This window comes from Planctomycetaceae bacterium (assembly GCA_039680605.1).
Taxonomy (GTDB): domain Bacteria; phylum Planctomycetota; class Phycisphaerae; order SM23-33; family SM23-33; genus JAJFUU01.
Map to the genome: position 1 here is coordinate 18,611 of JBDKTA010000071.1, position 21,643 is coordinate 40,253.

The 21,643-nt window shown below is 62.2% G+C and carries 28 protein-coding genes and 1 tRNA gene; all 29 read left to right on the forward strand.

Going from position 1 to position 21,643, the window contains the following annotated elements:
* The first annotated feature begins 167 nt into the window (after positions 1–167).
* Positions 168–533: a cupin domain-containing protein gene (locus tag ABFD92_21440; protein ID MEN6507109.1), complete on the forward strand. Its 366-nt coding sequence runs from the start codon at positions 168–170 to the stop codon at positions 531–533.
* Positions 530–1,285 carry a hypothetical protein gene (locus tag ABFD92_21445; protein MEN6507110.1) on the forward strand — a complete coding sequence of 252 codons (756 nt, stop codon included), beginning with the start codon at positions 530–532 and terminating at the stop codon, positions 1,283–1,285. Before ABFD92_21440 ends, ABFD92_21445 begins: the two co-directional genes overlap by 4 nt.
* Complete coding sequence (locus ABFD92_21450) at positions 1,282–1,968, forward strand: radical SAM protein (protein ID MEN6507111.1); 687 nt, start codon at positions 1,282–1,284, stop codon at positions 1,966–1,968. The genes ABFD92_21445 and ABFD92_21450 overlap by 4 nt, the downstream gene beginning before the upstream one ends.
* The gene (locus ABFD92_21455) at positions 1,944–2,513 is read left to right on the forward strand and encodes a class I SAM-dependent methyltransferase (protein MEN6507112.1); all 570 of its coding nucleotides are present in this window, start codon (positions 1,944–1,946) and stop codon (positions 2,511–2,513) included. Before ABFD92_21450 ends, ABFD92_21455 begins: the two co-directional genes overlap by 25 nt.
* A 1-nt stretch (position 2,514) precedes the next feature.
* Positions 2,515–3,249, forward strand: a complete 735-nt coding sequence (locus tag ABFD92_21460; protein MEN6507113.1) for a hypothetical protein — start codon at positions 2,515–2,517, stop codon at positions 3,247–3,249.
* Positions 3,246–3,992 carry a hypothetical protein gene (locus ABFD92_21465; GenBank protein ID MEN6507114.1) on the forward strand — a complete coding sequence of 249 codons (747 nt, stop codon included), beginning with the start codon at positions 3,246–3,248 and terminating at the stop codon, positions 3,990–3,992. The genes ABFD92_21460 and ABFD92_21465 overlap by 4 nt, the downstream gene beginning before the upstream one ends.
* Positions 3,989–4,924: a radical SAM protein gene (locus ABFD92_21470; protein ID MEN6507115.1), complete on the forward strand. Its 936-nt coding sequence runs from the start codon at positions 3,989–3,991 to the stop codon at positions 4,922–4,924. Before ABFD92_21465 ends, ABFD92_21470 begins: the two co-directional genes overlap by 4 nt.
* On the forward strand, positions 4,924–5,580 hold the full coding sequence (locus tag ABFD92_21475) for a methyltransferase domain-containing protein (protein MEN6507116.1): 657 nt from the start codon (positions 4,924–4,926) through the stop codon (positions 5,578–5,580). The genes ABFD92_21470 and ABFD92_21475 overlap by 1 nt, the downstream gene beginning before the upstream one ends.
* Position 5,581: 1 nt before the next feature.
* Positions 5,582–6,271 carry a hypothetical protein gene (locus ABFD92_21480; GenBank protein ID MEN6507117.1) on the forward strand — a complete coding sequence of 230 codons (690 nt, stop codon included), beginning with the start codon at positions 5,582–5,584 and terminating at the stop codon, positions 6,269–6,271.
* Positions 6,268–7,089, forward strand: a complete 822-nt coding sequence (locus ABFD92_21485; protein ID MEN6507118.1) for a hypothetical protein — start codon at positions 6,268–6,270, stop codon at positions 7,087–7,089. The genes ABFD92_21480 and ABFD92_21485 overlap by 4 nt, the downstream gene beginning before the upstream one ends.
* A 98-nt stretch (positions 7,090–7,187) precedes the next feature.
* The gene (locus ABFD92_21490; protein MEN6507119.1) at positions 7,188–7,472 is read left to right on the forward strand and encodes a hypothetical protein; all 285 of its coding nucleotides are present in this window, start codon (positions 7,188–7,190) and stop codon (positions 7,470–7,472) included.
* A 60-nt stretch (positions 7,473–7,532) separates the two neighbouring features.
* Positions 7,533–9,653, forward strand: coding sequence for a hypothetical protein (locus ABFD92_21495; protein ID MEN6507120.1), 2,121 nt, complete (start codon positions 7,533–7,535; stop codon positions 9,651–9,653).
* On the forward strand, positions 9,653–10,351 hold the full coding sequence (locus ABFD92_21500) for a glycosyltransferase family 2 protein (protein MEN6507121.1): 699 nt from the start codon (positions 9,653–9,655) through the stop codon (positions 10,349–10,351). Before ABFD92_21495 ends, ABFD92_21500 begins: the two co-directional genes overlap by 1 nt.
* A gap of 146 nt (positions 10,352–10,497) precedes the next feature.
* Complete coding sequence (locus ABFD92_21505) at positions 10,498–10,701, forward strand: hypothetical protein (protein ID MEN6507122.1); 204 nt, start codon at positions 10,498–10,500, stop codon at positions 10,699–10,701.
* A gap of 37 nt (positions 10,702–10,738) precedes the next feature.
* Complete coding sequence (locus ABFD92_21510; GenBank protein ID MEN6507123.1) at positions 10,739–10,939, forward strand: hypothetical protein; 201 nt, start codon at positions 10,739–10,741, stop codon at positions 10,937–10,939.
* A gap of 96 nt (positions 10,940–11,035) precedes the next feature.
* The gene (locus ABFD92_21515) at positions 11,036–11,224 is read left to right on the forward strand and encodes a hypothetical protein (GenBank protein ID MEN6507124.1); all 189 of its coding nucleotides are present in this window, start codon (positions 11,036–11,038) and stop codon (positions 11,222–11,224) included.
* 50 nt (positions 11,225–11,274) lie between these two features.
* Complete coding sequence (locus ABFD92_21520; protein ID MEN6507125.1) at positions 11,275–11,709, forward strand: hypothetical protein; 435 nt, start codon at positions 11,275–11,277, stop codon at positions 11,707–11,709.
* Complete coding sequence (locus ABFD92_21525; GenBank protein ID MEN6507126.1) at positions 11,700–11,921, forward strand: helix-turn-helix transcriptional regulator; 222 nt, start codon at positions 11,700–11,702, stop codon at positions 11,919–11,921. The genes ABFD92_21520 and ABFD92_21525 overlap by 10 nt, the downstream gene beginning before the upstream one ends.
* 542 nt (positions 11,922–12,463) lie before the next feature.
* Positions 12,464–12,982: a hypothetical protein gene (locus ABFD92_21530; GenBank protein MEN6507127.1), complete on the forward strand. Its 519-nt coding sequence runs from the start codon at positions 12,464–12,466 to the stop codon at positions 12,980–12,982.
* Positions 12,983–13,287: 305 nt separating this feature from the next.
* Positions 13,288–13,770 carry a GNAT family N-acetyltransferase gene (locus ABFD92_21535; protein ID MEN6507128.1) on the forward strand — a complete coding sequence of 161 codons (483 nt, stop codon included), beginning with the start codon at positions 13,288–13,290 and terminating at the stop codon, positions 13,768–13,770.
* Positions 13,771–14,131: 361 nt separating this feature from the next.
* Entirely contained in the window at positions 14,132–14,551 is a 420-nt protein-coding gene (locus ABFD92_21540) for a hypothetical protein (protein ID MEN6507129.1), read from the forward strand.
* A gap of 30 nt (positions 14,552–14,581) precedes the next feature.
* A complete protein-coding gene (locus ABFD92_21545) occupies positions 14,582–15,976 on the forward strand; it encodes an ATP-binding protein (GenBank protein MEN6507130.1) in 1,395 nt (464 codons plus the stop codon).
* An 80-nt stretch (positions 15,977–16,056) separates the two neighbouring features.
* Positions 16,057–16,647 (forward strand): hypothetical protein, encoded by a 591-nt coding sequence (locus ABFD92_21550; protein ID MEN6507131.1) that lies wholly within the window; start codon positions 16,057–16,059, stop codon positions 16,645–16,647.
* A 63-nt stretch (positions 16,648–16,710) separates the two neighbouring features.
* Positions 16,711–16,781 (forward strand) — tRNA-Ser (locus tag ABFD92_21555).
* A gap of 36 nt (positions 16,782–16,817) precedes the next feature.
* The gene (locus ABFD92_21560; protein ID MEN6507132.1) at positions 16,818–17,705 is read left to right on the forward strand and encodes a hypothetical protein; all 888 of its coding nucleotides are present in this window, start codon (positions 16,818–16,820) and stop codon (positions 17,703–17,705) included.
* 13 nt (positions 17,706–17,718) lie between these two features.
* Positions 17,719–18,717: a helix-hairpin-helix domain-containing protein gene (locus ABFD92_21565; protein ID MEN6507133.1), complete on the forward strand. Its 999-nt coding sequence runs from the start codon at positions 17,719–17,721 to the stop codon at positions 18,715–18,717.
* Positions 18,718–18,880: 163 nt separating this feature from the next.
* Positions 18,881–20,347 carry an AAA family ATPase gene (locus ABFD92_21570; protein MEN6507134.1) on the forward strand — a complete coding sequence of 489 codons (1,467 nt, stop codon included), beginning with the start codon at positions 18,881–18,883 and terminating at the stop codon, positions 20,345–20,347.
* A gap of 1 nt (position 20,348) precedes the next feature.
* Positions 20,349–20,603 carry a hypothetical protein gene (locus ABFD92_21575; protein MEN6507135.1) on the forward strand — a complete coding sequence of 85 codons (255 nt, stop codon included), beginning with the start codon at positions 20,349–20,351 and terminating at the stop codon, positions 20,601–20,603.
* 22 nt (positions 20,604–20,625) lie between these two features.
* Complete coding sequence (locus ABFD92_21580) at positions 20,626–21,522, forward strand: putative metallopeptidase (protein ID MEN6507136.1); 897 nt, start codon at positions 20,626–20,628, stop codon at positions 21,520–21,522.
* Positions 21,523–21,643: the final 121 nt, after the last annotated feature.

The window sequence follows — 21,643 nt, forward strand, 5'->3', positions numbered from 1 at the left end:
GTTCGACCGCGCCTTCCAGAGCGGCCATTTCATGATGGCCTTCTTTCGTGTCGAAAACGGCACGATTCACCTTGAGGTTGAGCGTCGGGGCTGGCCAAAGGGCGACGACCCCGAGGCGTTACGTTTGTTCCGCGAGCAACTCTATGCCTTTCAGGAGGAGGCACAAGATGGACAGTCCGAACAAGACCAACCAGCACCACTGGGGCCAGAGCCAGCACCTGCACATGACGGAGACGCTGGACCTGGCGATAGCGCGAGGGAAGGCGGGGGGCCGCTCCTCGATGCACACCCACCAGAACAAGCGGAATTGGTTTCTGGTGGTTGAGGGTTGCGTCCGCGTAGTGGAGTGCGCGGACGGCGGGGAATACTCATTCGATTTGCGACCGGGGCACGCTGTTTCTGTGCCACCGGGTATTCCCCATCGCATGGAGTTTGTCACCGACGCCACGCTCTATGAGCTTTACACGGCCGCCGAGGGGCAGACCGTGGACCTGGCCGACATCCAGCGGTTCGATGAAGGGAGGGGCGAGTGATTCCTTCCTACTCAATCGTCGTCGCCGTGGATCCCCGGACTGTCGATCAGTTGAAACTGACCTGGCCGACGTGGCGGCGGAAGCCGGGGATTCTCGACGTGCCCATGCACGTGATCGTGGACGCTGGGTTGCTTCCACGCGACGCGAGCTACCAGGGCATCCTCGCACTCGACCATCCCAACGTCACGTATCACAATTGGAACTTTCCGTGGCTGGTGTTCCCGGACATGACCCAGCGGGAGCGGATGCTGTCGGCCTTCGTCTACTTCGCCCCGCTTCTCGTTGATACCGACTACTGGCTGAAGTTAGACGTGGACAGCGTGGCGACCGACGATAAGCCATGGGTTGACGAGGCGTGGTTTGCGCGGAATCCCGTGCTGGTGGCCCGCCCGTGGTCCTACACGAAGCCGGGGGAGTGGATCGACACGCTTCAGGCGTGGTCTCGCTCCAATCTCTTAACCAAGCATTATCCGCCGCTCGACTGGCCGCCCCACGACGAGACGAGGCAGGTTTACCGACATAGCCGAATCATTTCCCAGCAGTGTTTCGTGCAAACCGAATGGAGCCGGAGGGTGGCAGCTTACCTACAGCCCCGCCTGCCGGTCCCCAGCCAGGACACCATCCATTGGTATCTGGCCGAACTCCAGCGGCTGCCCATCGTCAAGGCCCGCTTCCCCGGCTGGACGAACCGCTGCACGCGCAGGGGACTTGAGGAAGCGGTTGCCGGAGCAATTGCGGAGATGTTGCGATGAACGTCGAGCTAAACATCACCATGCGGTGCAATTGTGCCTGCCCGGGCTGCAACCGCCTCATCCCGCAGTACCCCGAGCGTACCGAGGACATCGACCCGGCAGCCGTCGAGCAGTTCATTGCCGAGGCCAAAGAGCACGGCCACGTCAACCGCGTCAAGGTGGTAGGCGGCGAACCGCTCTTGCATCCGCAGTTCTCCCGCATCGCCGAGATCCTAGCGGATGGCATCCAGCAGGGGGCGATCCAGAGCGTGAAGATCGACACCAACGGCACGCTGCCTAAGCCGCCCCTGCCGGCAGTCCCGGGCATGCGGTACGCCGGGAGGCAGCCGGGCGCCAAGCGGCACCTGCCCTTCCTGCACTCGCCGATCGACCTGGGGCATGCTGTTGTCGGCCCGTGTTCCATGCCCTTTCGTTGCGGGGTGTCCCTGGATGCCCGCGGCTGGCTGCCCTGCTCATCGGCAATCATGATTGCCCGCCTCTTCGGCTGCGAGCATCTCTACCGCCAGCACCTACCGGCCGCCGCTGACTGGGGATTCGAGGAACTGTGTCCCGATTGCGCCTTCGCCATGCCGGCCGCGTGGAGGGCGGAGCACGCCAAGGCATTGCGGGACTTTACCGAGGAAGATAGGACGCCCAGCGAACGATGGAAAGCGAGATTATGGTCCGATACCACAAAACCCTGATCGGTCTCCTGGAAAGCCTCCAGCAAGGCGACCCCACCAAGCCCCTGCGTATGGCGGAAATCGGGGTCTGCACGGGCTTTGCATCGGCCGCAATGCTTAAGGCATTTCCACCCTTGCACCTGATTATGGTGGACGCCTGGAAGGCCGCCGAGCCGGACAGCGAGTACCGTAAGAGCGGCGACGGAATGTCCAAAATGACCCAGGCAGAGATGGACGAGAAGAAGCAGATGGCAATCGACGCCACCGCCTTCGCTGCCGAGCGGCGCACGATCTTGCATGGCCCTTCCGTCAATATGGCCCACTGGGTGGACCACGCCAGCCAGGATCTGGTGTTTATCGACGCGGAGCACACCTACCCGGCTGTGCTTGCCGACATTGCGGCCTGGCTGCCCAAGGTCAAGCCGGGCGGAATTCTATGCGGGCACGACTACCGGCACCGCCGCTTCGTGGGCGTGAAGCAGGCCGTCGACGCGTGGGCGAACGCTGCCGGCCGAGAACTCCGCATCATGGCAGGATCTATCTGGGCGACAACCATCGGAGGATAACATGGGGCAACCGACCTTTGTACGCGGCTTGTGGGGCTTTCCCAAGGAACTGGCCTCGGGGATCTGGCAGAACGTGGACCGGGCCCGCAGCGACATCGAATCGGCCCGGCTCTTTCCGCACCAGCCGACGCCGATCCGCTATTTTGTGCTTGGATGCGAAAACGCGGAGCACCTAAATACCCTGGGTTACGAGACCATCCTGCTGGACGACGAGCCCCTCTTGAACTTCACAGGCGCCGCCGAGCGGAATCCATCGCCGGACGGCAAGGTCCAATACGGACTTTCGGTCTGGCGGCACAAGATGGAGATCATGAAGACCGCCATGCTGGGGACCGGCGGTCCGATCGTGTGGCTCGACTGGGACGTGAACACCGACCGGCCAATCCCGCCCGACTTCTGGGACTGCCTCGACGCCGGCCAGCCCCTGCAGTTGAAGATCATGCGATTCGTCAGGCCCCAATGCCCATGGCGGGGCGCGGACACCCGCTTGCTGGGGCACGGTGGCCTGATCTACTGCCGGGACGTGGGATTCATCCAGGATGCCATCGACTGGCAGATGGAAAACCCGCTCTACACGGACGAGCACGCCTTTTCCTGGGTCATCGACCAGCACACCGGCGGCTGGAAGGGCATCGAGCATTACCACGAGGACGGCTGGGAGCCCTACTGCTACCACTGCCGCAAGCAGCCCTACCCGGCCGAAGTCCCCATGTTCCGGGAGTACCGCGGCCGATGATGTTCATTCAAGGATTGTGGGGAGACGAACGATTCCGCCGCTACGTCAAGGTGCGGGGCGACGTGGAGCGGGCCGCATCGAGACCCCTGCGCCCGGCACCCGTGACCGTGCTTTGCTACGGCCTCGACAACCTGGCCTTTCTTCGCGGACTTGGCTTCCAGGCGATCTGCATCCACCCCGAGCCGGTCCAGAATTACAGCGGCCACGACGTCGACCGCGACCATCGCCAGGATTACACGGGCTCGATTGCCTACGGGATTTCCTCCTGGCGACACAAGCTGGAGGTCATCCTGTCGGCCGTCGAGGAATTCAAGGAGGTTGTATGGTTGGATTGGGACTGCACCCTAGAACTGCCCTTGCCGGGCGATTTCTGGAAAGAACTCCGCCGGCAGCAGCCCCTGCAGATGGGCCTGCGCTGGTATCGGCGGCCTCAATGCGGCTGGCGCGAAAGCGACCAAAAGCTACTTCCCCACGGCGCCTGGATCTACTGTTGCGACCCGCAGATCATCCGCGATGTGATCGCCATCCACTCCACCCTCGCCGACGGCCTATGCATGGATGAACACGCCTTCGCCATGTGGTTCGACCAGCAGCTTGGCGGGTGGAAAGGGATCGAAGCCTACCGATCGGCCGGCTATGCCCCGCGCTACTACGCCCCCCCCACCTTGCCATATTTCCCCGAGGAGGCCGTTTTCTGCGAACGCCTGCCGGGGGTTGCCCGAGATAAGGTTTTCAAGCGATGAACACGGAAGCCATCGTCAGTAGCGGTCAGAAGCTGCTCTATAACGCCGACACCCTGATCCGTACCCGGGCCGGCCACGCCTGTCCGGTGATGATGCATGTCTGCTTGACGAACGCCTGCCAGCTCAAGTGCCCGTTTTGCTGCTATGCCGATCGGCCTGAGGGGATCCTGCCTATCAACAAGCTCTTGAAGTTTGCCGACGCCTGCCGGGAACTCGGCTGCACAACCTGGGAGCTGACCGGCGGAGGCGAGCCGCTCCTGCACCCCAAGGTGAACCTCCTATTGTGGACGCTCCGCCTCTACGGCTTCTCGGTGGGCATCATGACCAACGGCCTGGCTCTCGATCGCCTCGACGATCCGGCCTTCCCGCGCTGGATTCGCGTCAGCCTGCACGCCATCGAGCAGGGGCTGGGGCCGCGGCTGGCAAAGCGGATTGCCCGTGTCCGCGAGGCGACCCGCGTAAGCGGCTGTTTTGTGGCCACCGAGGAGAACTTCCACCTTTTGCCCGAGGTCATCGCCTTCGCCCGCGACAACAACCTGCCGGTGAAGGTCGAGCCGAACTGCTTCGCTTCTCCTGGCGTGGTCCTGGCACTGGTCGAGCGCCTTAAACCCGCCCTTGCCGGCCAGGACCACGTTTTCCTCGACTTCAGCACGACCCTGGAGCAGCACGCCGGCCCGTGCTACCTGCACGTCATCAAGCCTTTCCTTTATACGGATGGCTGGTTGTGCGATTGCCCGCTGCCCGTGGGGCCGGCCCGGACGATCGACCCCGAGTTCCGCTTGTGTCGCATGGAGAACGTGCTGGACTACTACCGTGGCCTGACGGCCAAGACGCTGGCCCGCAGCCATGCCTGCGCTTTCTGCCGCTACGCCGACCACAACGACGTCGCCAACGCGATCCTGAATCCCCTGCCCGACAAGGAGTTTTGCTGATGGATACGGAAAGGGATATGGCATGGGCACATCGCACCGCCGACCTCTACAACGAGCGGTATTACGAGTACGGCCGCAGCACGGGCTATTCGTGGTACGACAATTACAAATGGGAGCCGAAGCGATCACACAGAGAAGCTGACGCTTTCATTGATTTTTTTGGAATTGAAAAATGGGAGCCTTGCGTAGATTTCGGCTGCGCCAAGGGATTCTTCGTCCGCGCCATGGTCGAGCAAAAGTATGATTGCTACGGCATCGACATCTCCGCCTATGCCCGCGCGGCAGCCGACCCGCTGGTGCGCGACCGCCTCTTCAGCCCGGCCGCCTTCCCACACCACTGTGAATTCGGCTTCTCCAAGGATGTTCTGGAGCACGTCCCCTACGAGGACATCGACGCCGTGCTGGAGTACCTAGCCAGCATCGCCGATTGGTGGATGCTCGTCGTCCCTCTGGCTCGCGATCGCAAGTATCTGTGCGCCGATTATGAACTGGAAACGACCCACATCATCCGCGAGGATGCCCCGTGGTGGATTGAGCGAGTGCAGCGCGTGATGGAGATCACTGGGGCCGCTTTGTGGGTTCTAGGCATCAAAGACAAGTGGTTTCCCGTGCATCCCATGGGGAATCTTGTCTTGACCGCATATTCGAAAGCGTAACATGCTCGCCGACAAAGACTTCGCCGCCTATTATCTGTGCTACCGCGACACCCCCAGGACCGTGAACGTCTTGCGGCACTTCCGGATGGTCTATCAGACGGCGCCGGTCTATCTGGTTTGCGATGGGGGCGACGACTTTTCCGCGGTGGCCAGGGAGTTTGGCTGCGCGTACCGCCGGCACGACGAGAATATCGGCTTGCAGATCAAGACCACACAGGGCCGCATGGCCGCGTGGTTCAACCGCTTGGCCATGGTTGCCAACGCAACCGATGCCGCGTGGATCCTCTTCCTCGAGGACGACGTCCTGATTCGCAAGCCCATGGCAGATCCACTCTATCCCATGACCGGCAACCACGCCCCCGGCAGGGCGTTTCAGGGACCGCTGGGCGAGATGATCTTCAATCGCCACCCTCACCTAAAGAACCTGGGTTACGGCGGCGGCGGCGGCACGCTGATTGCCCGCTCCTTGATTTCCGAGGTCTGGGACAACTTCCATACCCGCCATGTTTACGACTTCGACACCTGGACCCGCTGGGTGCGCGGCTGGAATGCCTCTGACCTCTGGCTGACCGCTTGCGTCATGTACCTGGGCCACCAATACGGCCCCAACCCCGACCTCGCCGAGACGGCCCGGCATCCCCACTGGCGCGAATCCGACTGCGCCATCATCCACGGAGACGGCTGGCAATGACACGCGGCATCCTTTACCTCACAATCCACGGCCCCGCCTTCGCGGAACGGCTGGCCGTGTCCCTTTACACGCTCCGGCAGCACTATCAGGGACCAGTCACGATCCTGACCGACGCCGCGGCATGCCCCCTGGCGGCCCGCATTGCCGCCGACGTGCAGGCCGACATCAAGACCATTGAACCCTTCGCCGGCAGCAAGCACGCGGCCTACGTCACGAAGACCCGCATGCCGGCCTGGAGCCCCTACGACGACACCCTCTTCCTCGACGCCGACACCATCATCGCCGGCCCACTCGACGACCTCTTCGGCCATCCGGTCACCCTGACTCAGTTCTCGACCTGGATCTCAACCGGCCGGAAGGTGAGCGGACGGATCCTCTGGCTCAAGGGCAAGTCGCCATTCGTCGACCGCCTGATCGGCACCCAGCTTGCCAAGCCTCATCCGGCCGTCAACACGGGCGTGATGGCCTGGCAGCGAGATAAGGCCACCGAGTGGCTGTCCCTCTGGAACCGCATCAGCGAGGCCAACGCCGGCACGTTCATCCTCGACGAGGTGGTCGCCCAATGTCTCTCCCACCTGCCGGGAGTGCGGATTCTGAGCGATCGCTACAACGCCAGTCCCATCTACAGCGAGCAAGGGCCCGACGTGAAGGTCTGGCACTTCCACGGCGACAAGCACTGGCGCAAGGGCCAGGGGCGCGCCCTCTGGGAACCTGCCCTGCGTGCCACCCTCGCGGCCAACATCGGCGGGATCCGGGAGTGGTTCGGCCAGCACGAGAAAACCACGCGCGGCTTGACTGCCGGCCGATTCCTCGACTAAGGATTTTCCTCTTGCTTTTCATTCCCCCCTTGTGGTAAACTGAAGAAAATTCAATTCCTGCACTTTCTTTCTACACAATGCACACGAGGGGTGGAATCATGGGCGAACTTGATTTTCTGAACGAAACGACGCGAAGCACGCGAACCGCGCAAGGCACCGGCAAGCGGGAGGCGATCCGCCGGCCACCGCAGCCACCACGCAAGCCCGCTGGTCCCGCCAAGTGGCTTCTGTGGGCCGTGGGCGTGCCCCTGCTGCTCCTGATCTATCTGGTCTGCTCGGCAGCTTACCACGCGGCCACGGAGCCAAAATTGACGCCCAACGAGCGAATGAGGCAGAACGCGATTGCGGACCTGAAGGGCGAGCCGCGGCCCTACGATTACTGAGGGATGATGCAGGGCGCGACGCGCGTTATAATGCCAGCATCCGGGCGGTAGGAGTGAATTATGCCAGCGACCGCCGAACAGATCGACCGCATCGCCGCCAGGTTGTGGAGAAGGGGCGTCAAGTTGACCGAGGCCCCGACGCTGGCGAGCGTCTTGCGGGCGGAGGTCTATGCGCGGAAGCGCTACGCATGGTCCTTCCACTTCCCAAAGATCGACCTGAGCGAGAACGACCCGCCTAAGCCAGCAGCGGAGAAGCCAACAGCAGCACCCGCAAAGCCCGTCGAGCAAGCTAAGCCCGTCGCTCCCACGAAGCCGGCCGAGCACGCCAAGCCGGCCTCGGCGCCCAAGCCTCCAGCACCTACCGATCCCGGCACCTACGACTTCAAGCCAGATCCCCCGGCACCTACCCCGAAGCCAACGACCCCCAACGACCCCGACTTCGAGCGACTCCACCCGCGCGGCAAAGGCGAGCAGGGCGGGCAATTCGTGGCCAAGCCTGGCGCCGACAAGCCGCCGGCCCAATCTGCCCCAGCAAAGCCCCAGCAATCCACTCTCCCCCTAAGCCCAACCCCAACCGACACCGGAACCTTCACGCACAACGGCAAGCAATTTCAAGCCGAGAAGCACCCGGACGGCTGGCGCTACCGCTCCGGCACTGGGACGTGGTTTCAGGCCGGCCCGGAATCCACGAAGATCATCGAGCAGGGCATCCTAGCCAACAAGACCAAGCCCCTGCCGGAACCGGCCTTCGAGGGCAGCCGCCGCGACCTCCGCACGGCCCACGGCGTGGCCAAGCGGGAATTGGCCAGCCAGGAAAAAGCCTTCGAGAAGGCATGGCAGACCCGCTGGGGCATCCAAGAGGTCGCCAAGGTCTTGCGATCCGCCGGCCGCGAAGAGGACGCGAACCTCTGGGAATCGGCCGCCGACGAGTGGAGCCGCTACATCAAGACCCGCCTCTATCCCGTGCTGGCCCAATCCCGTGCCCACCACGAGGCCCTGGCGAAGCGACTGAGGGCCGAGCCGCCCAAGGCGGCCAAAGCCCCAAAGAAGGCGGCCGAGCGTCAGGCGAAGCCGCAGGCGCTCTTGGATGCCGCGCAGCCGGGCGGCGAGAGCCGATACCCGGAATGGGAAAGCCACCAGCAGTGGGAGCAGGCCCAGCGTGCCAAGCGCGCCGCTGGCCGGGGCGCCGAAGTAGCGAAGATCGAAGCGGCCAAGGAAGCCGCTGGCCAGCGTTACCGGCAAGGCGAGGCGATGCTTAGGGGCGTGCCTGCCAGTCGCAAGCAGCGGACGACCGAGGAACTCCAAACCCGCTGGAAAACCGGCAAGCGACTCATGCGCGAGGCCCGCTACCAGATCGACCGGCACGACCAGCGACTCCATGAACTGACGGCCATCCCCAACGCCGCGGCCAAGCACGGCATCGACGAGAAGAAGCTAGAAGATGCGGCGACCTGGCTCCTCGGTGAAAAGGGCACCCAGGAGGCCGCCGATCGTCTGGCGACCTTTCAGGCGGTACGCAAGTCCACTGGGCTTACTCGCGATGCCATCGACGCTTGGGAGGATGAGGGCGGCGATTCTTCGACATGGCCCGGGCTGGCGAACACGGCGCGATCGGTTGCCGGGGAACACCCAGAGCTTGGCATCGGGACCGGCTACACCGGTGGCGCGGGATACGACGATACCAATTACGCCGAGCGGCTATGGGAGTTGATGAAGGGTGAGGATCCGCATGTGCCCAGCATCTATGACGACGAGGTGCTGAGTGAGGCGGCTGATTTCATCCTGGCCGGGGAGAAGCAGGGGCAGGAACAGGGGCCAGCCGCCGACGAACCGGTCGACGAACCGGCAGGCGAAACGGTCGACCAGCCAGCATCCGACTGGGACGAATGGAGCGGCGAGCCGCAGCCGGCGCGGCAGGAAGAGGAGGAACCGGTCCCCTTCGCGAAGCATGGGGCACGAGAACGATACGGGCGGTTTCTGAAGTGGAGGAGCCAACTCGTATCCGACCGCACCCCCGCCCCGCAAAAATACTCCCCTGCCGACGCCAATTACCGCAGCGGATTCGCCGGCGTGCGGTGTGCCGACTGTCGCTGGCAGCAAGGCCAAGCCTGCCAGCTTGTCGAAAGCGGCGGCCAGGACGACTCAATCTGTGACCTGTGGACAAATCGACCGGGCAACTAATGCGAACCCTCCAAATCGTCAGCCACTGCTGGCAGTACAGTCGCGTCTTGCAATACCAACTGTCTTCCCTCGTCCTCTATCCGCCGGCCAACATCGCCGTGCAGATGACCGTGTTCGCGGCCCTGGATGATGACCGCACCACGGCGGTCTTGAACGCCTTCGCGGCCCGCCTGCCGGCGCTCAACATTCAGATCCAGCCGCCCGAGGAACTGCTCAAGCGGGGCATTGGGCGAAACATCGCGGCCATCGGCAGCACGGCAGACGTCCTCTGGTTTGCTGACTGCGACTACTTCTTCGGCCCCGGCTGCCTGGACTCGCTGGCCGACCTTCCGCTCGACGGCCAGCCGCTATTCTTCCCCGAGGAGACGCTCTACAACGCGACCAGGGCCAGCGGGGACGAGTACGCCCGGCGGGCCCAGGATCCGGCTGCCGTGGTGGACATCGACCCGGCCGACTTCGTTCCCCATCGCACCCGCAAGGCGATCGGCGGCATGCAGATCGTGCCCGGCGCCGTGGCCCGCAAGCGAGGCTACTGCCCGGACTCGCGACGGCACCAGAAGCCCGCGACCGGCACGGCGTGGGCGCATAACACGAGCGAGGACCGCCTCTTTCGCGCGATCCTCGGGACCGAGGGCTGGTCTTGGCCGATCCCGGCATGCTATCGAATCCGGCAGAGCGTGCCGGGCGAGGTAGATTGACGGCGGAATTGGCATTTTGGTAGCTCCCCCGCTGCCGGGGCAAGGGTAGGAAAAATACCTATTTTGGGAATCTTTTCGGAATTGTGGTGTCCAGAGCTTGACGTGCTAAGAGCGGAGTGCTATAATGTTAGAAACGGGAGCAAGCCATGGCCACCATGAAACGATTCACGCGAACGGCGATCGACACGCGAGGCTGTGAATTCCGCTACACCGCTTGTCTCGGGCCGCGTGACTGGCGTATCGGGCCGAACGGGATGCTCGAAGAGGTCCGGGAGTGCCGGTACGAGGCGATGGGGGTCGTGGCTGAATCGCTCGCCGAACTCAAACGCAAAATCGGAGAGTTACCGTAACCAGTTAGGCGAAACCCAAACACGAAAGGGAAGAACGATGGCGAAACCGAAGCTAGAAGCCCAGCCCGCTTACGAGAGCGCCCACATGGTGGCGACCGACCTCCTGGCCCACATCGGCGAACTGCTCCAGGACATGCCGGCCCCCGATGGCGAGGTCACAATCAACTGGGGCCACGTCGGCTCCCTGGCCGAGGTCAACGGCAAGCTGGCCGAGATCATTGCCTTCTTGACCCGCTGATGAGGCTGGAGGCGTCCAGCCGAAACCCCGCGAGGGGTCCGGGATGCAACGAACTTGAAACCTGAACCACGAACCACGAACCAGGAGAAAAAACCGATGAAGACTTCCGTATCGATCACCTGCCGGGGATGCCACGTCACCACCACCGACAGCCCGACAGTTTTCCGCGTCAACCTGCTGCACCTCAAGAGCACGGGCTGCCGTTCTGTAATCCTCACCGGGACCGTCCTCGGATCGCCGGTCTCGGGTGAATACGATATCGACGCTGCCTTGATGCTTGTCTGAAGTATCCAGGCCAACCCCCAACCGCCGGGCTACCGGCAAGGAGAACGATTGTGCTTTACCGCAACAATAACGACGCATACGGCGCAGCAGGCCCTTTTGAGGCCGAATCGCTGAATGCCGTAGTCGAGAACATGATGCCTGCATTCCGCGAGTGGGCTGGTGACGAGTGGCAGATGCACGCTGAGATGTGCCGGGATACCGATACCGACCCCGGCGATGAGGACAAATTCCGCGATGCCGCAATCGATCGCATGCGCGCCGAGTGCTTGGCCGGCTTGGAGGTCATCACCCCAACAAACGCCGAAAGCCGCCGTTACGAACCGGACGAGGCGGACGCGCGACTCCGCGATGCCGCACCGGACCTGCTGGCGGCGTGCCGAGAGGCGCTGTACTGGCTGGACCCGGATTCGCGCGGCGAAGAGGCTTGTGTGAAGATGATCATCGCCGCCATCGCCAAAGCAACAGGAGATCAGCCATGCAACTAGGCCCTCGCCTTCGCGAACTTCGCCTCGCCGCCGGCCTCTCCCAGGAGCAGGCAGCCGCTGCCGCCGGCATCCCGCAGGCGATGTGGAGCGGATACGAGCTCGACAAACGCTGGCCAGGGCGGGATATGATGGAGGCGCTGGCTCGCGGCGTGGGAGTGGAGCCGGCGGAACTGTTGCGGCCGGTGGGAAGCAAGGTGCCGGCGAAGCGGTAGGCACCGCGATCCGCGATTCACTCAGGCCCGGGAGACCGGGCTTTTTCTTTTTCTTGGCCATCTAAACCCCCACCCCGCCGCAACGATTCTCCCGATTCTATCGGACACCGTGGCTGTCTAGGATTTGCTTGGAGGCATAGAGGGCAGAACTGTGGGGCAACCGCGAGGCCCCCGCCGCCGAGCACCCTGCCTAGTGTGGTGCTTAGTGGTTCTGGCAGTTCGGCCCTCCGTGCATTTCTTGCTGTAGAAAATCGACGGCACTTTGTAGACTCTGGGCAAATCCGAAAAAATGGTTGTTGACACGAAAAAACGCTTGTGGTAAATTCCCACTATTGCTGATGGAGAATCCAGAAAATTCCCTATCGGAAAAACCACTAGGCATCTTTGGCCGCTCTTCGGCCGACCTTGCCGCCGCCTGACTAGCGGTGCCCCACTACACCTTGCCAGGCGTACACCTTATTTATGCGCAGTCTAGTGGGCCGCCGTCCCGTTTCCCGCCTGTCAGTTGGCGGGAGCGGGCGGCGGTTATAAAGGCGGATGCCATGACTAACGAAACTTGCCCACGGCGTTATTTCCCCTGGCTCGTAGCCGACGGGACGCCGGACTGCGCGGCCGGTACTTTCCTCAAGGGCGGCCGCGCTTTTGAAAACGGAATCGTGACCCCGCGCCGCCTCGTCGGGGCTGGCCGTGTTGAAACGGGACGCGGCCAGGCATGTGAACTGGGCCGGCAGGCGAACGAGGCTGAGTTGACACGGGTTCGTCATTCTCCCTGTGCCAACAAAAGCCGGCCCCTCCTGTCAAGAAAGGACCAAACCATGAAAGTCAGATTTTGCGAGACGGTGGACGTGAGCGGCGAGGTGGACGTGGACCTCGATATGGTCCTCCAAGAACTTTTCACCCGAATTGACGAAGGCGAGGACATGCCGCGGCAGATGATTGCGGCGCTCGATTGGATGACGAGGATTCTCAAGCGAGTGAGTTCCATGCAGATCGAGCGCATGCCAAAAGAAGTGCGTGAGGAAATTCGCAACCGATTGACAGCGCAGGCCGCCAGGTACTGACCAACCAACTCAACCCAAGGCCATCCCCATGAAACTCTCAATTGTCAACAACCTGCCTGGGGTGAATCCCGTGAAAATGCGCGTAGGCGACATGGCCGTCGTGACCCAGGGAAAGTGGTGCGACTGCGGTCCAGGCGATGTGGTACTCCGCACCAAGAGCTATCTGGTGAACCTAACGAAGTGCGCATGCACAGGCACAGTTGACGAGGGTGCCTCTCCCTTGCGGGTTTCCATTCTCTCTCCAGGTGCATCGGTAATTCTGGTTCAGCAGTAAATACAACCAAACCACGAAAGGAACCGCCCCGATGATGACCGCAGCCCCGCTTAACCCCGCCTCTCCCATCAACCTCCAGGTCCACGTCCGCCACGTCATCCGCCGCGATATGCCGGACATCCTTCGCATCGAATCAGCCTGCTTCGAGAACCCCTGGAGCGACTTCGACTTCAAACGAGTGCTCTCTTGCATGGCGATCGGGATCGTGGCGGAGGTGAACGGCCGCGTTGCCGGGTTCGCGATCTACTACCTGGAGGTCGATCGAGTAGACCTCGCGAACCTCGCCGTGGACCCGGCCTTCGCACGGCGCGGAGTGGGGAAGGCGATGGTGGAGTTCGTCAAAGGGCGCGTGCGAATGTACTCCCGGAAGCGAATCATCGTCCATCCGGCAGAGAACAACCTGGACGGCCACGTGTTCTTTCGAGCGATGGGATTCCGTTGCGTGCGAATCATGCCGCGGTATTACAAAGAGCACGGCCTGGATGGGTATCGATTCGTCTGGAGGAATGCGTGATGGATTTTCCCCTGCAAAAACGCGCGTGGTCCATCTACGAGTGCCCGGCATGCAAGGCGCGGTTTCCCTGCTTTACCGAGACGTTCCGCGCGGAGTACCTCATGTACTGCAGCGTGTGTGGCGTGCCTGGAGTGCTGCGGAAGATTCGCGAGTTGGACCAATTCGAGGCAAAGGCTTACGAGGAGGAGTGCGACCGGAGGAACGCGGAGCGGCCAAGGATGACCAGGTCGGAGATGGACGATCGGGTTGAGAGATCGAGGAGGTGCGGAGGGTAGCCATGGAATACGCGTGTGCAGTGCTGACGGCCGTCGCCGTCATGTTGTGGTGTGAGGTGCAGGCCCGCAAGGGCGAGTAAGAAATCATGCGACTCGGACCACCAAGACTTTATCGCGCCGTGCCGGCCCAGCAATATCCGGGGCTCGCGCTCAACGGCCACACTCATTTTGAAAGGATTGAATCACCAATGCCACCAGGACAAGAAGGACAAACCGACCTCCAGCAAACCAACGAACTGCCGGCGTGCCACGGCGAACCGCGTCCTAAGCCGCTGCCGGAATGGCGAGTCAATGCCAACTGCCGGGACTCGCGCCGCCTGGATCTCGGCGGGGTGTTCTCTGTCTATGCCATGGCAATCGAGGGACGCTTTCACGTCTCGGCGGCCACCAGCTATTGGCATGAGCCGGCCTACGCGACGCTGGAGGAAGCGCAGGTGGAAGGATTGAAATTCGCCAAGGCCGCGCTGGTGAAGGCGCTGGCGGAATTGGAACGGATGGGAGTGTAGTTTTCATCATCAGGTAAGAAAGGGAATCACATGGGAATCTTCAAGCCGGCATCGCGGACGAAATCGAAACTCCGCGCTGCCATCGCCGGACCTTCTGGATCCGGCAAGACGTTTACCGCCCTGCGGGCCGCATTCGCCCTCGGGAAGAAGGTGTGCATGATTGCCACCGAGCCGGGCGCCGCTGAGAAGTATGTCGGCCTGGCCCCCGATGGCGTGCAATGGAACTTCGATATCTGCACGCTGGACGATTACTCGCCTTCGACATACCGCTCGGCCGTCGTGGCTGCCGGGCAGGAGCGCTACGACGTGTGCGTGATCGATTCGCTCTCCCACGAGTGGGAAGGCACAGGCGGGGCCCTGGAGCTGGTTGACAAGAAGGCCAGTGCCGGCAGGGGCAACAAATTCACGGACGGCTGGGGCCAGGTCACGCCGATGCATCGGGCCTTGTTCGAGGCGATTGTTCGCAGCCCCTGCCACGTCATTGCCACCGTGCGGACGAAGACGGAGTATTCGCTGGAGAAGAATGAGCACGGGAAGGCGGTTCCGGTCAAGTTGGGAATGAAACCGGTGCAACGGGAGGGAGTGGAATACGAGTTCGACGTGTTCGGCCGGATGGATCTCACGCACACCTTGTCGATCGAGAAGACGCGCTGCCCGAACATCGACGGCCTGGTGGCAGTGAAGCCGGGCGCCGAGACGTTCGCGCCCCTGGTGTCCTGGCTCAATGAAGGGAGCGAACCGCCGGAAGGGTACTACACGGCGAACGAGTACGACCTGCAATTGAGTGCGGCGGCGCGGGAGGAAGAGCAGGCGGCGGCCGAGAAGGCGAAGGCGAAGGCCGGGAAGAAGACGGCCGCGGAGGTGAAGGCGGAGCAGGAAGGGAAGGGGAAGGAAGCCAATGCGGCACCGGCACCGCAAGCCAAGCCTGTCGGGAAGCCGGCTACATCTTCCTCTTCTTCCAGCACGCCGACCCAGGAGGAAATTGACCGATTGAAGGCGGAGGCCGAGGCGAAGATGGCCGGCGCGAAAGCCAGCGAGGCTCGCCTGCTGGAAGGAAACCAGCAGGAGAAAGAGAAGCGGGAGGTTGCCGGTGGAAACGGCAAAGAATCAGCCGCTGCCGGAGACTTCGCGACCCGCCAGCAGGCCATGGAGGTGATCGACCTGTTCAAGCAATTGAACCTCGACAAGGCGAAGATGGTTTCCATCCTGTCGAAGGCAGGGGTCGAGAAAGCGAGTCAATTGAAGCGAGCCGACTGCAACACGCTGATCGAGAGTTTGCGGAAAGCGATGAAGAAGCGGGAGGCGGCGGCGAGTGCGGCGGCGAAGCAATCGACCGCGAAGGACCGGCAGCCTGGCGACGAGAAGCCTGGCGACACGCGTGATACACCGCCGGCAACTGGAACGGATGAAATTCCCTTCGGCTGAGCGAAACTGAATTTAACCACCAACCACCAACCACTATTTACGAAAAACCCAATCAATACCAGAAAGGCAACGGCAACACAATGAGCACGCAAAACGACGATTTCACCTTCGACATGGACTTCGAGGGCGACGATATCGACAAGGACGGCACTGGCGGCATGCTGCCGGAAGGCGGCTATGAGTTCGTGCTCGTGGATATCGAGCCGCACACCGAGAACAGTGGCGACATGCTCGTCAAGCTGGAGGTCACGGCTGGCACTCAGCCGAATCAGAAGGGCCGAACGCACCACGAGTATTTCAAGTATCCCGAAACGGGACTAAGCGACAATGCGAACGGCGTCAGGCGGAGCATCTTTCGGCAGTTGTTCTACGCTTTGGGACTGGCGACGAAGGAGCAATTGAAGGCCAACCCCAAGCTGCGGGTGAACCTGGTCGAAGCGATCGGCCGGCGATGCTGCGGAATCATCAAGCACGAGAAGTATCCGAAGGCCGATGGGAGTGAGGGCACAAAGGCCACGCTGTTCACCAAGGGCCACTGGGATCTTTGGCACCCCAGTGATCCGAAGGCGGAAGGGATTCCGAGGGAAGCTGGTGGCACGGGAGGCGGCGAGAAGAAGGAAGAAAACGCCGCCGCTGCCGGCGTCTTCGATAACGTGGATGACCTGCTGTAGTGATTCCCAGCAGCAGGTCCACGAGCGGCGGCGCGGGAGGTATTTCGACCGCGCTGCCGCGAGGGGGCGGTAGCCCAATTGGAAGAGGTGGCCCAGGAAGGGCCTTGTTGCAGGTTCGAATCCTGCCCGCCCCACTGCAATCAATCCCAACCCAACGGACGACACCAACCATGGAAACAGTTTCCGACAACCAACTGGCTCGATTCTCCGCAAGCGATTCTGCCATCGCGGAAATGTCCGCCGCATACCTCCCGCTCACGATCCGCGACGTGAACGACACCGCCGGCTACAAGGCAGTCCACGCTGCCCGCATGGTGGTGAAAAACAAGCGGGTGGAGGTCGAGAAACTCCGCAAGGAACTCAAGGCCGATGCCCTGGAGTACGGCCGGCGCGTGGACGCGGAGGCCAAGCGAATCACCAGCCTGCTGGAACCGATCGAATCGCACCTCTCGCAAGAAGAGGAGGCATACGAGGCCGAGAAAGAGCGGATCAAGAATGCGGCACGGCTGAAAGCAGAAGCAGAGGAACGTGCCAAAAGAGAGGCGGAAGAAGCGAAGATTCGCGCGGAGCGCGAGGCAGAAGAAGCACGGCTGCGGGTGGAACGTGAGAAGCTGGAAGCTGAGCGGCGAGCGATGGAAGAGGAGCGAGAGAAGATCGCGGCCGAGCGTGCAAGGCAGCAGGCGGAGCAGGACCGCATTGACGCCGAAAACTGGAAGCTGGAAATGGAGAAGGCCCGCGCGGAGGCGATGGAGAAAGCGATAATCGAAACGGAGAAGCGGCTTATCAGGGAGGCGGAAGAGAAGGCGGCGCGCGAGAAGGCCAGGCAAGAAGAGCAAGCAGCGGCGAAGGCACAAGCAGAAGCATTGCGGCCGGATCGGGAGAAGCTGCTGTGGGTGGTAAAAGCGATATCGTACATCACGGTGCCGGAAGTCTCTGGAGATGCACAGGCCGTCTATCACGAAATCTGCGGCTTACTGGTCGACGTCCTGGTAGACATTCGCAATGCCATCGACAAAGCCCTTCCGGCAGTCGGAAGCGAATCCGCCGATCCCGTCTAAAGAAAGGATTTCCATGCCTCGCCGCTGCGAAGAATTGATCGCCGAGTTCGGATACGAGCGCAATGTCTTCGGTCGCGAAGACGACCGTTCCATCATCGGCGTGCTGGACGACGGCGGCGGCGAGGACTCGAATACCTCGGGAACGGTAGTGAAAGGGAAGGCCCGCGAGGGTGAATTGGAATCGGGACTCACCTACCGCTTCTACGGCTACTGGACCACGCATCCCAAGTATGGCCGGCAATTCGCCTTCCAGAGCTTTATCCTCGCTCAACCTTCCGGCAAGCAGGGGACAATCGCCTACCTGACGCGCGGTCCCGGCATCGGTCCGAAGCGTGCTGCGAAGCTCTGGGATCTCTACGGATCGAGCGCATTGGAAGTAATCAGGACCGATCCGGCTCGGGCGGCGGCGGAGTGCCACGGACTCACGGAAACCAAGGCACGGGAAGCCGCCGCCTATTTTCAGTCGCACATCGCGGCCGAGAAGACCACGCAAGACCTGCTGGAGCTGCTGAGCGGCATGGGGACGCCGCGGAAGCTGGTTGACCGGCTGATCGAGAGATTCGGGGTGAAGGCGGCCGAGAAGGTGAAAGAGAATCCCTACTCTTTGATTCGTTTCCATGGCGTGGGATTCGGACGGTCGGATCGACTCTACCTACAACTCGGCAAAGATCCCGCTGCCCCAGAACGCCTCGGCTGGTGTGCCTGGCATTCGCTCTATAGCGATCGGCAGGGGCACACCTGGCTGCCGGTGACAGTGCCGGAGCGAGCGATACGCGACGGCGTGGCCGGCGTGCAGGTCGATGGCGTGATGATGGCAGGTGGCCTGGCGTGGGCCATTAAGGCCGGCCACGTGGCCGTGAGGGACGAGGTGGTCGAGGGAGGCGGGTGCAGGGTGGTCAGGCGATGGATGGCGGATGGTGCGAAGGCGGCGGCCGAGACGAGGCTGGCGAATTGTGTTTGGCGAGCGATGGTGGAGGATTTCAGCAGCAAAAACGAAAGGATAGCAAAATGAAGGATTGGTGTTCAGTGGCACTGCCTCCAGATAGTTGCCGCGACGTTTGTGTAAAGTTCGGCGACAAGAGCGAGGGCACGGGTTTTTACTGGAGCCACGACAAGAGGTGGTATCAAAACAAGCATCACGGGGCGAAGCGAGTCACTCGCATTCATCCATTCGAATGGAAGGACAAGCCGGAAAGGGAATCGAATTGACCCTCCCCTCCCCCCAATCCATCCCCGATCTCTCCAGCCACCAGCGCGAGCAATATGCCCTCGCCGCATCGCATCCCAGCAACCGCGGCTCCCTCTCAATCCTCGGCGGCCGGCCGGGCACCGGCAAGACATTCACGCTCGCTCGCATCCTGAAATCCATTCCCTCCGCGCGCTCGGCAGTCGCTGCCCCAACCGGCAAGGCCGCCGTGCGCGTGACGGAATCGCTGGCCCGTGCTGGGGTGCCGCGCGTGCGAGCGACAACGATCCATTCCCTCCTCAAGGTCTGCGACCAGGACGACGGCGACGGCTGGGGATTCGAGCACGATGAATCGAACCCGCTCCCGCTCGATTACATTTTCATTGATGAAGGATCAATGATCGACACCCCGCTTGCCGGCAGCTTACTTGCAGCCCTGGGGACCGGCTGCCGGGTAATGCTCATCGGGGACGTGAATCAATTGGCGCCGGTCGGCCACGGGGCGCCGCTGCGGGATCTGATCGCTGCTGGGGTGCCGCATGGCGAACTGACGGAGATCCAGCGGAATAGCGGGAGGATCGTCAAAGCATGCCATGAGATCATCGACCGGCAGCGATATGCACCTTCCGCGAAGCTGGACTTCTCAGGGGAGGCCCCCGAGAACCTCCTGCACGTGGAACGGCGGGAGCCGGAGGCGCAGATTGAAGCGCTGAAGGCCATGTTGGAGAAATTCCGCAACGGCTCGCGCATCGCTGGGAACATCGTGGATCCCGTGTGGGACTGCCAGATCATCACGGCCGTCAACGAGAAGTCGCCGCTCGGGCGCAAGGCACTCAACGCCATCTTGCAGGGGTTTTTGAATCCCGCCGGCCAGCAGGTGCCGGGAAATGGTTTCAGGGTAAACGACAAGCTCGTCTGCACGAAGAACGGCTGGGTGCCGGTGGAAGCCAGCAGACCGCGCGAACTGGCCGGCGTGCGAGTGAACGCCGACCAGAAGGAAGGGAAGGTCTACTGCGCGAACGGCGAGCAGGCCCGCGTGCTGGCCGTCTTCCCTCGCTACACGGTGGCCAGGCTCTGGGCGCCAGACCGCCTGGTCCGCATTCCGAAGGGAGACAGTTATACCAACGAGGCTGGCGAGATTGAAAACGCCGGCTGCAATTGGGAGCTGGCCTACGCTGTCTCCTGCCACAAGTCTCAGGGAAGCGAGTGGCCGGTGGTAATCACGCTCCTGGATGCGTATCCGGGGGCCAGGATGCTTTGCACCAGGGAATGGTTGTATACCGCCTTGTCTCGCGCGAAGACGATGGGCGTTACGCTGGGGCAGCGTGGGGTGGCCGACGACATGTGCCGGAAGAGCGGGCTGTGGAATAGGAAGACGTTTTTGGTGGAGAAGATTTCGGAACTCAAGCAGGCGGGACTCGCTCAAGCGTGGGACCGCGAACTAATGGAGGTATGACATGGCCGACCAATTACTGAGCATCGACCTCGGCGACCCGCAAGACGAGGACGTGCAGGCGGCACTGGAGCTCGCGGAGGAGATCGAAGAACTCGCTTCCGAAGTGCCGGAGGAAGGCGAGGACTTCGCCGCATCGGTCACCGAGAAGGCCCGCGACATCGCGGCCAATATCGAACGCCACAACCGCGTCACCGACAAGCAATATGCCGCCCTGGAGAACATGCTGGAAGGTCTCCAACGGTGGTTTAACGATTGATCCAGCAGGAAAGGGAAACGACATGGGACGCAAAGGGAGCAAGGTCAAGAAGCGGAAGAAAGTAACCGTCCGCATCATCAAGGAAAAGCACGCCGGGGAGATCACGGAGCCCCATCGCCTGCTCGCGGATATCCGCCGGCAGTACCACGCGCACCTCGCGGAAGCGAAGATCGGCCTGGCGTGGCGCCTCGGCTGGAGGTCCGACACTGACGGCCACATGCGACTCGGCCAGTGCCGGAAGTCCAGTGACCTCGATCGGGAGATGTACACGGGTTTTGATTTTGTCATCCTCCTGAACGAAGAGGCGTGGCCGACGCTCAACGAGAAGCAGAAGCTGGCGCTACTCGACCACGAGTTGTGCCACGCGGCTTTGTCGATGGACGCCGACGGGAATCCCAAGATCAACGACCGAGAGCGGCTCGTCTGCCGGACCAAGAAGCATGACGTGGAGGAGTTTAGGTGCATCGTGGAGCGGCACGGGTTGTGGACGCAGGATCTGGAGAGTATCGCCAGAGCGGCGGTGAACGATAAGAAGCGGCCGCTGCTGAATGGCGGTGGAAATTCCAGCAGTGGCGGGAATGGAAGCACCAGCACCAGCACCCCCGCAACCTACACCAACGGTGTTCCCGTCCCTGCCGGCACGCCGATCGAAGGCACCGCGGCCAGCAACGTGGATTGGCGATCCTGGAAGACCGAGGTGCTGGGGCACTACGGCCTGCCTGCCGGGAAGGTCAAGCTGCTCTGTGAGGCGGGGCTCGGCACGCTCGGCAAGCTGATGAGGTCGATTCAGGAGGCCGCGGAGCCGGGATTCTGGTACAAGGCAATCAAAGGTCTCGGGGAGAACGGATATGACGCGCTGACCGAGGCGATTGCGGCAATGCGGCAAGCGAGGCCGGAATTCCAAGCGGATGAGAAGTAGGGGAGAGGGGAGAAGAGGAAAGAGGCATGATGCAGGCCGCCGCATATTACAACGAGATTGAGCCCTTCGCCGCCGCATGGCTGAAGGAACTCATCGCGGACGGCCTCATCATGCCGGGCGA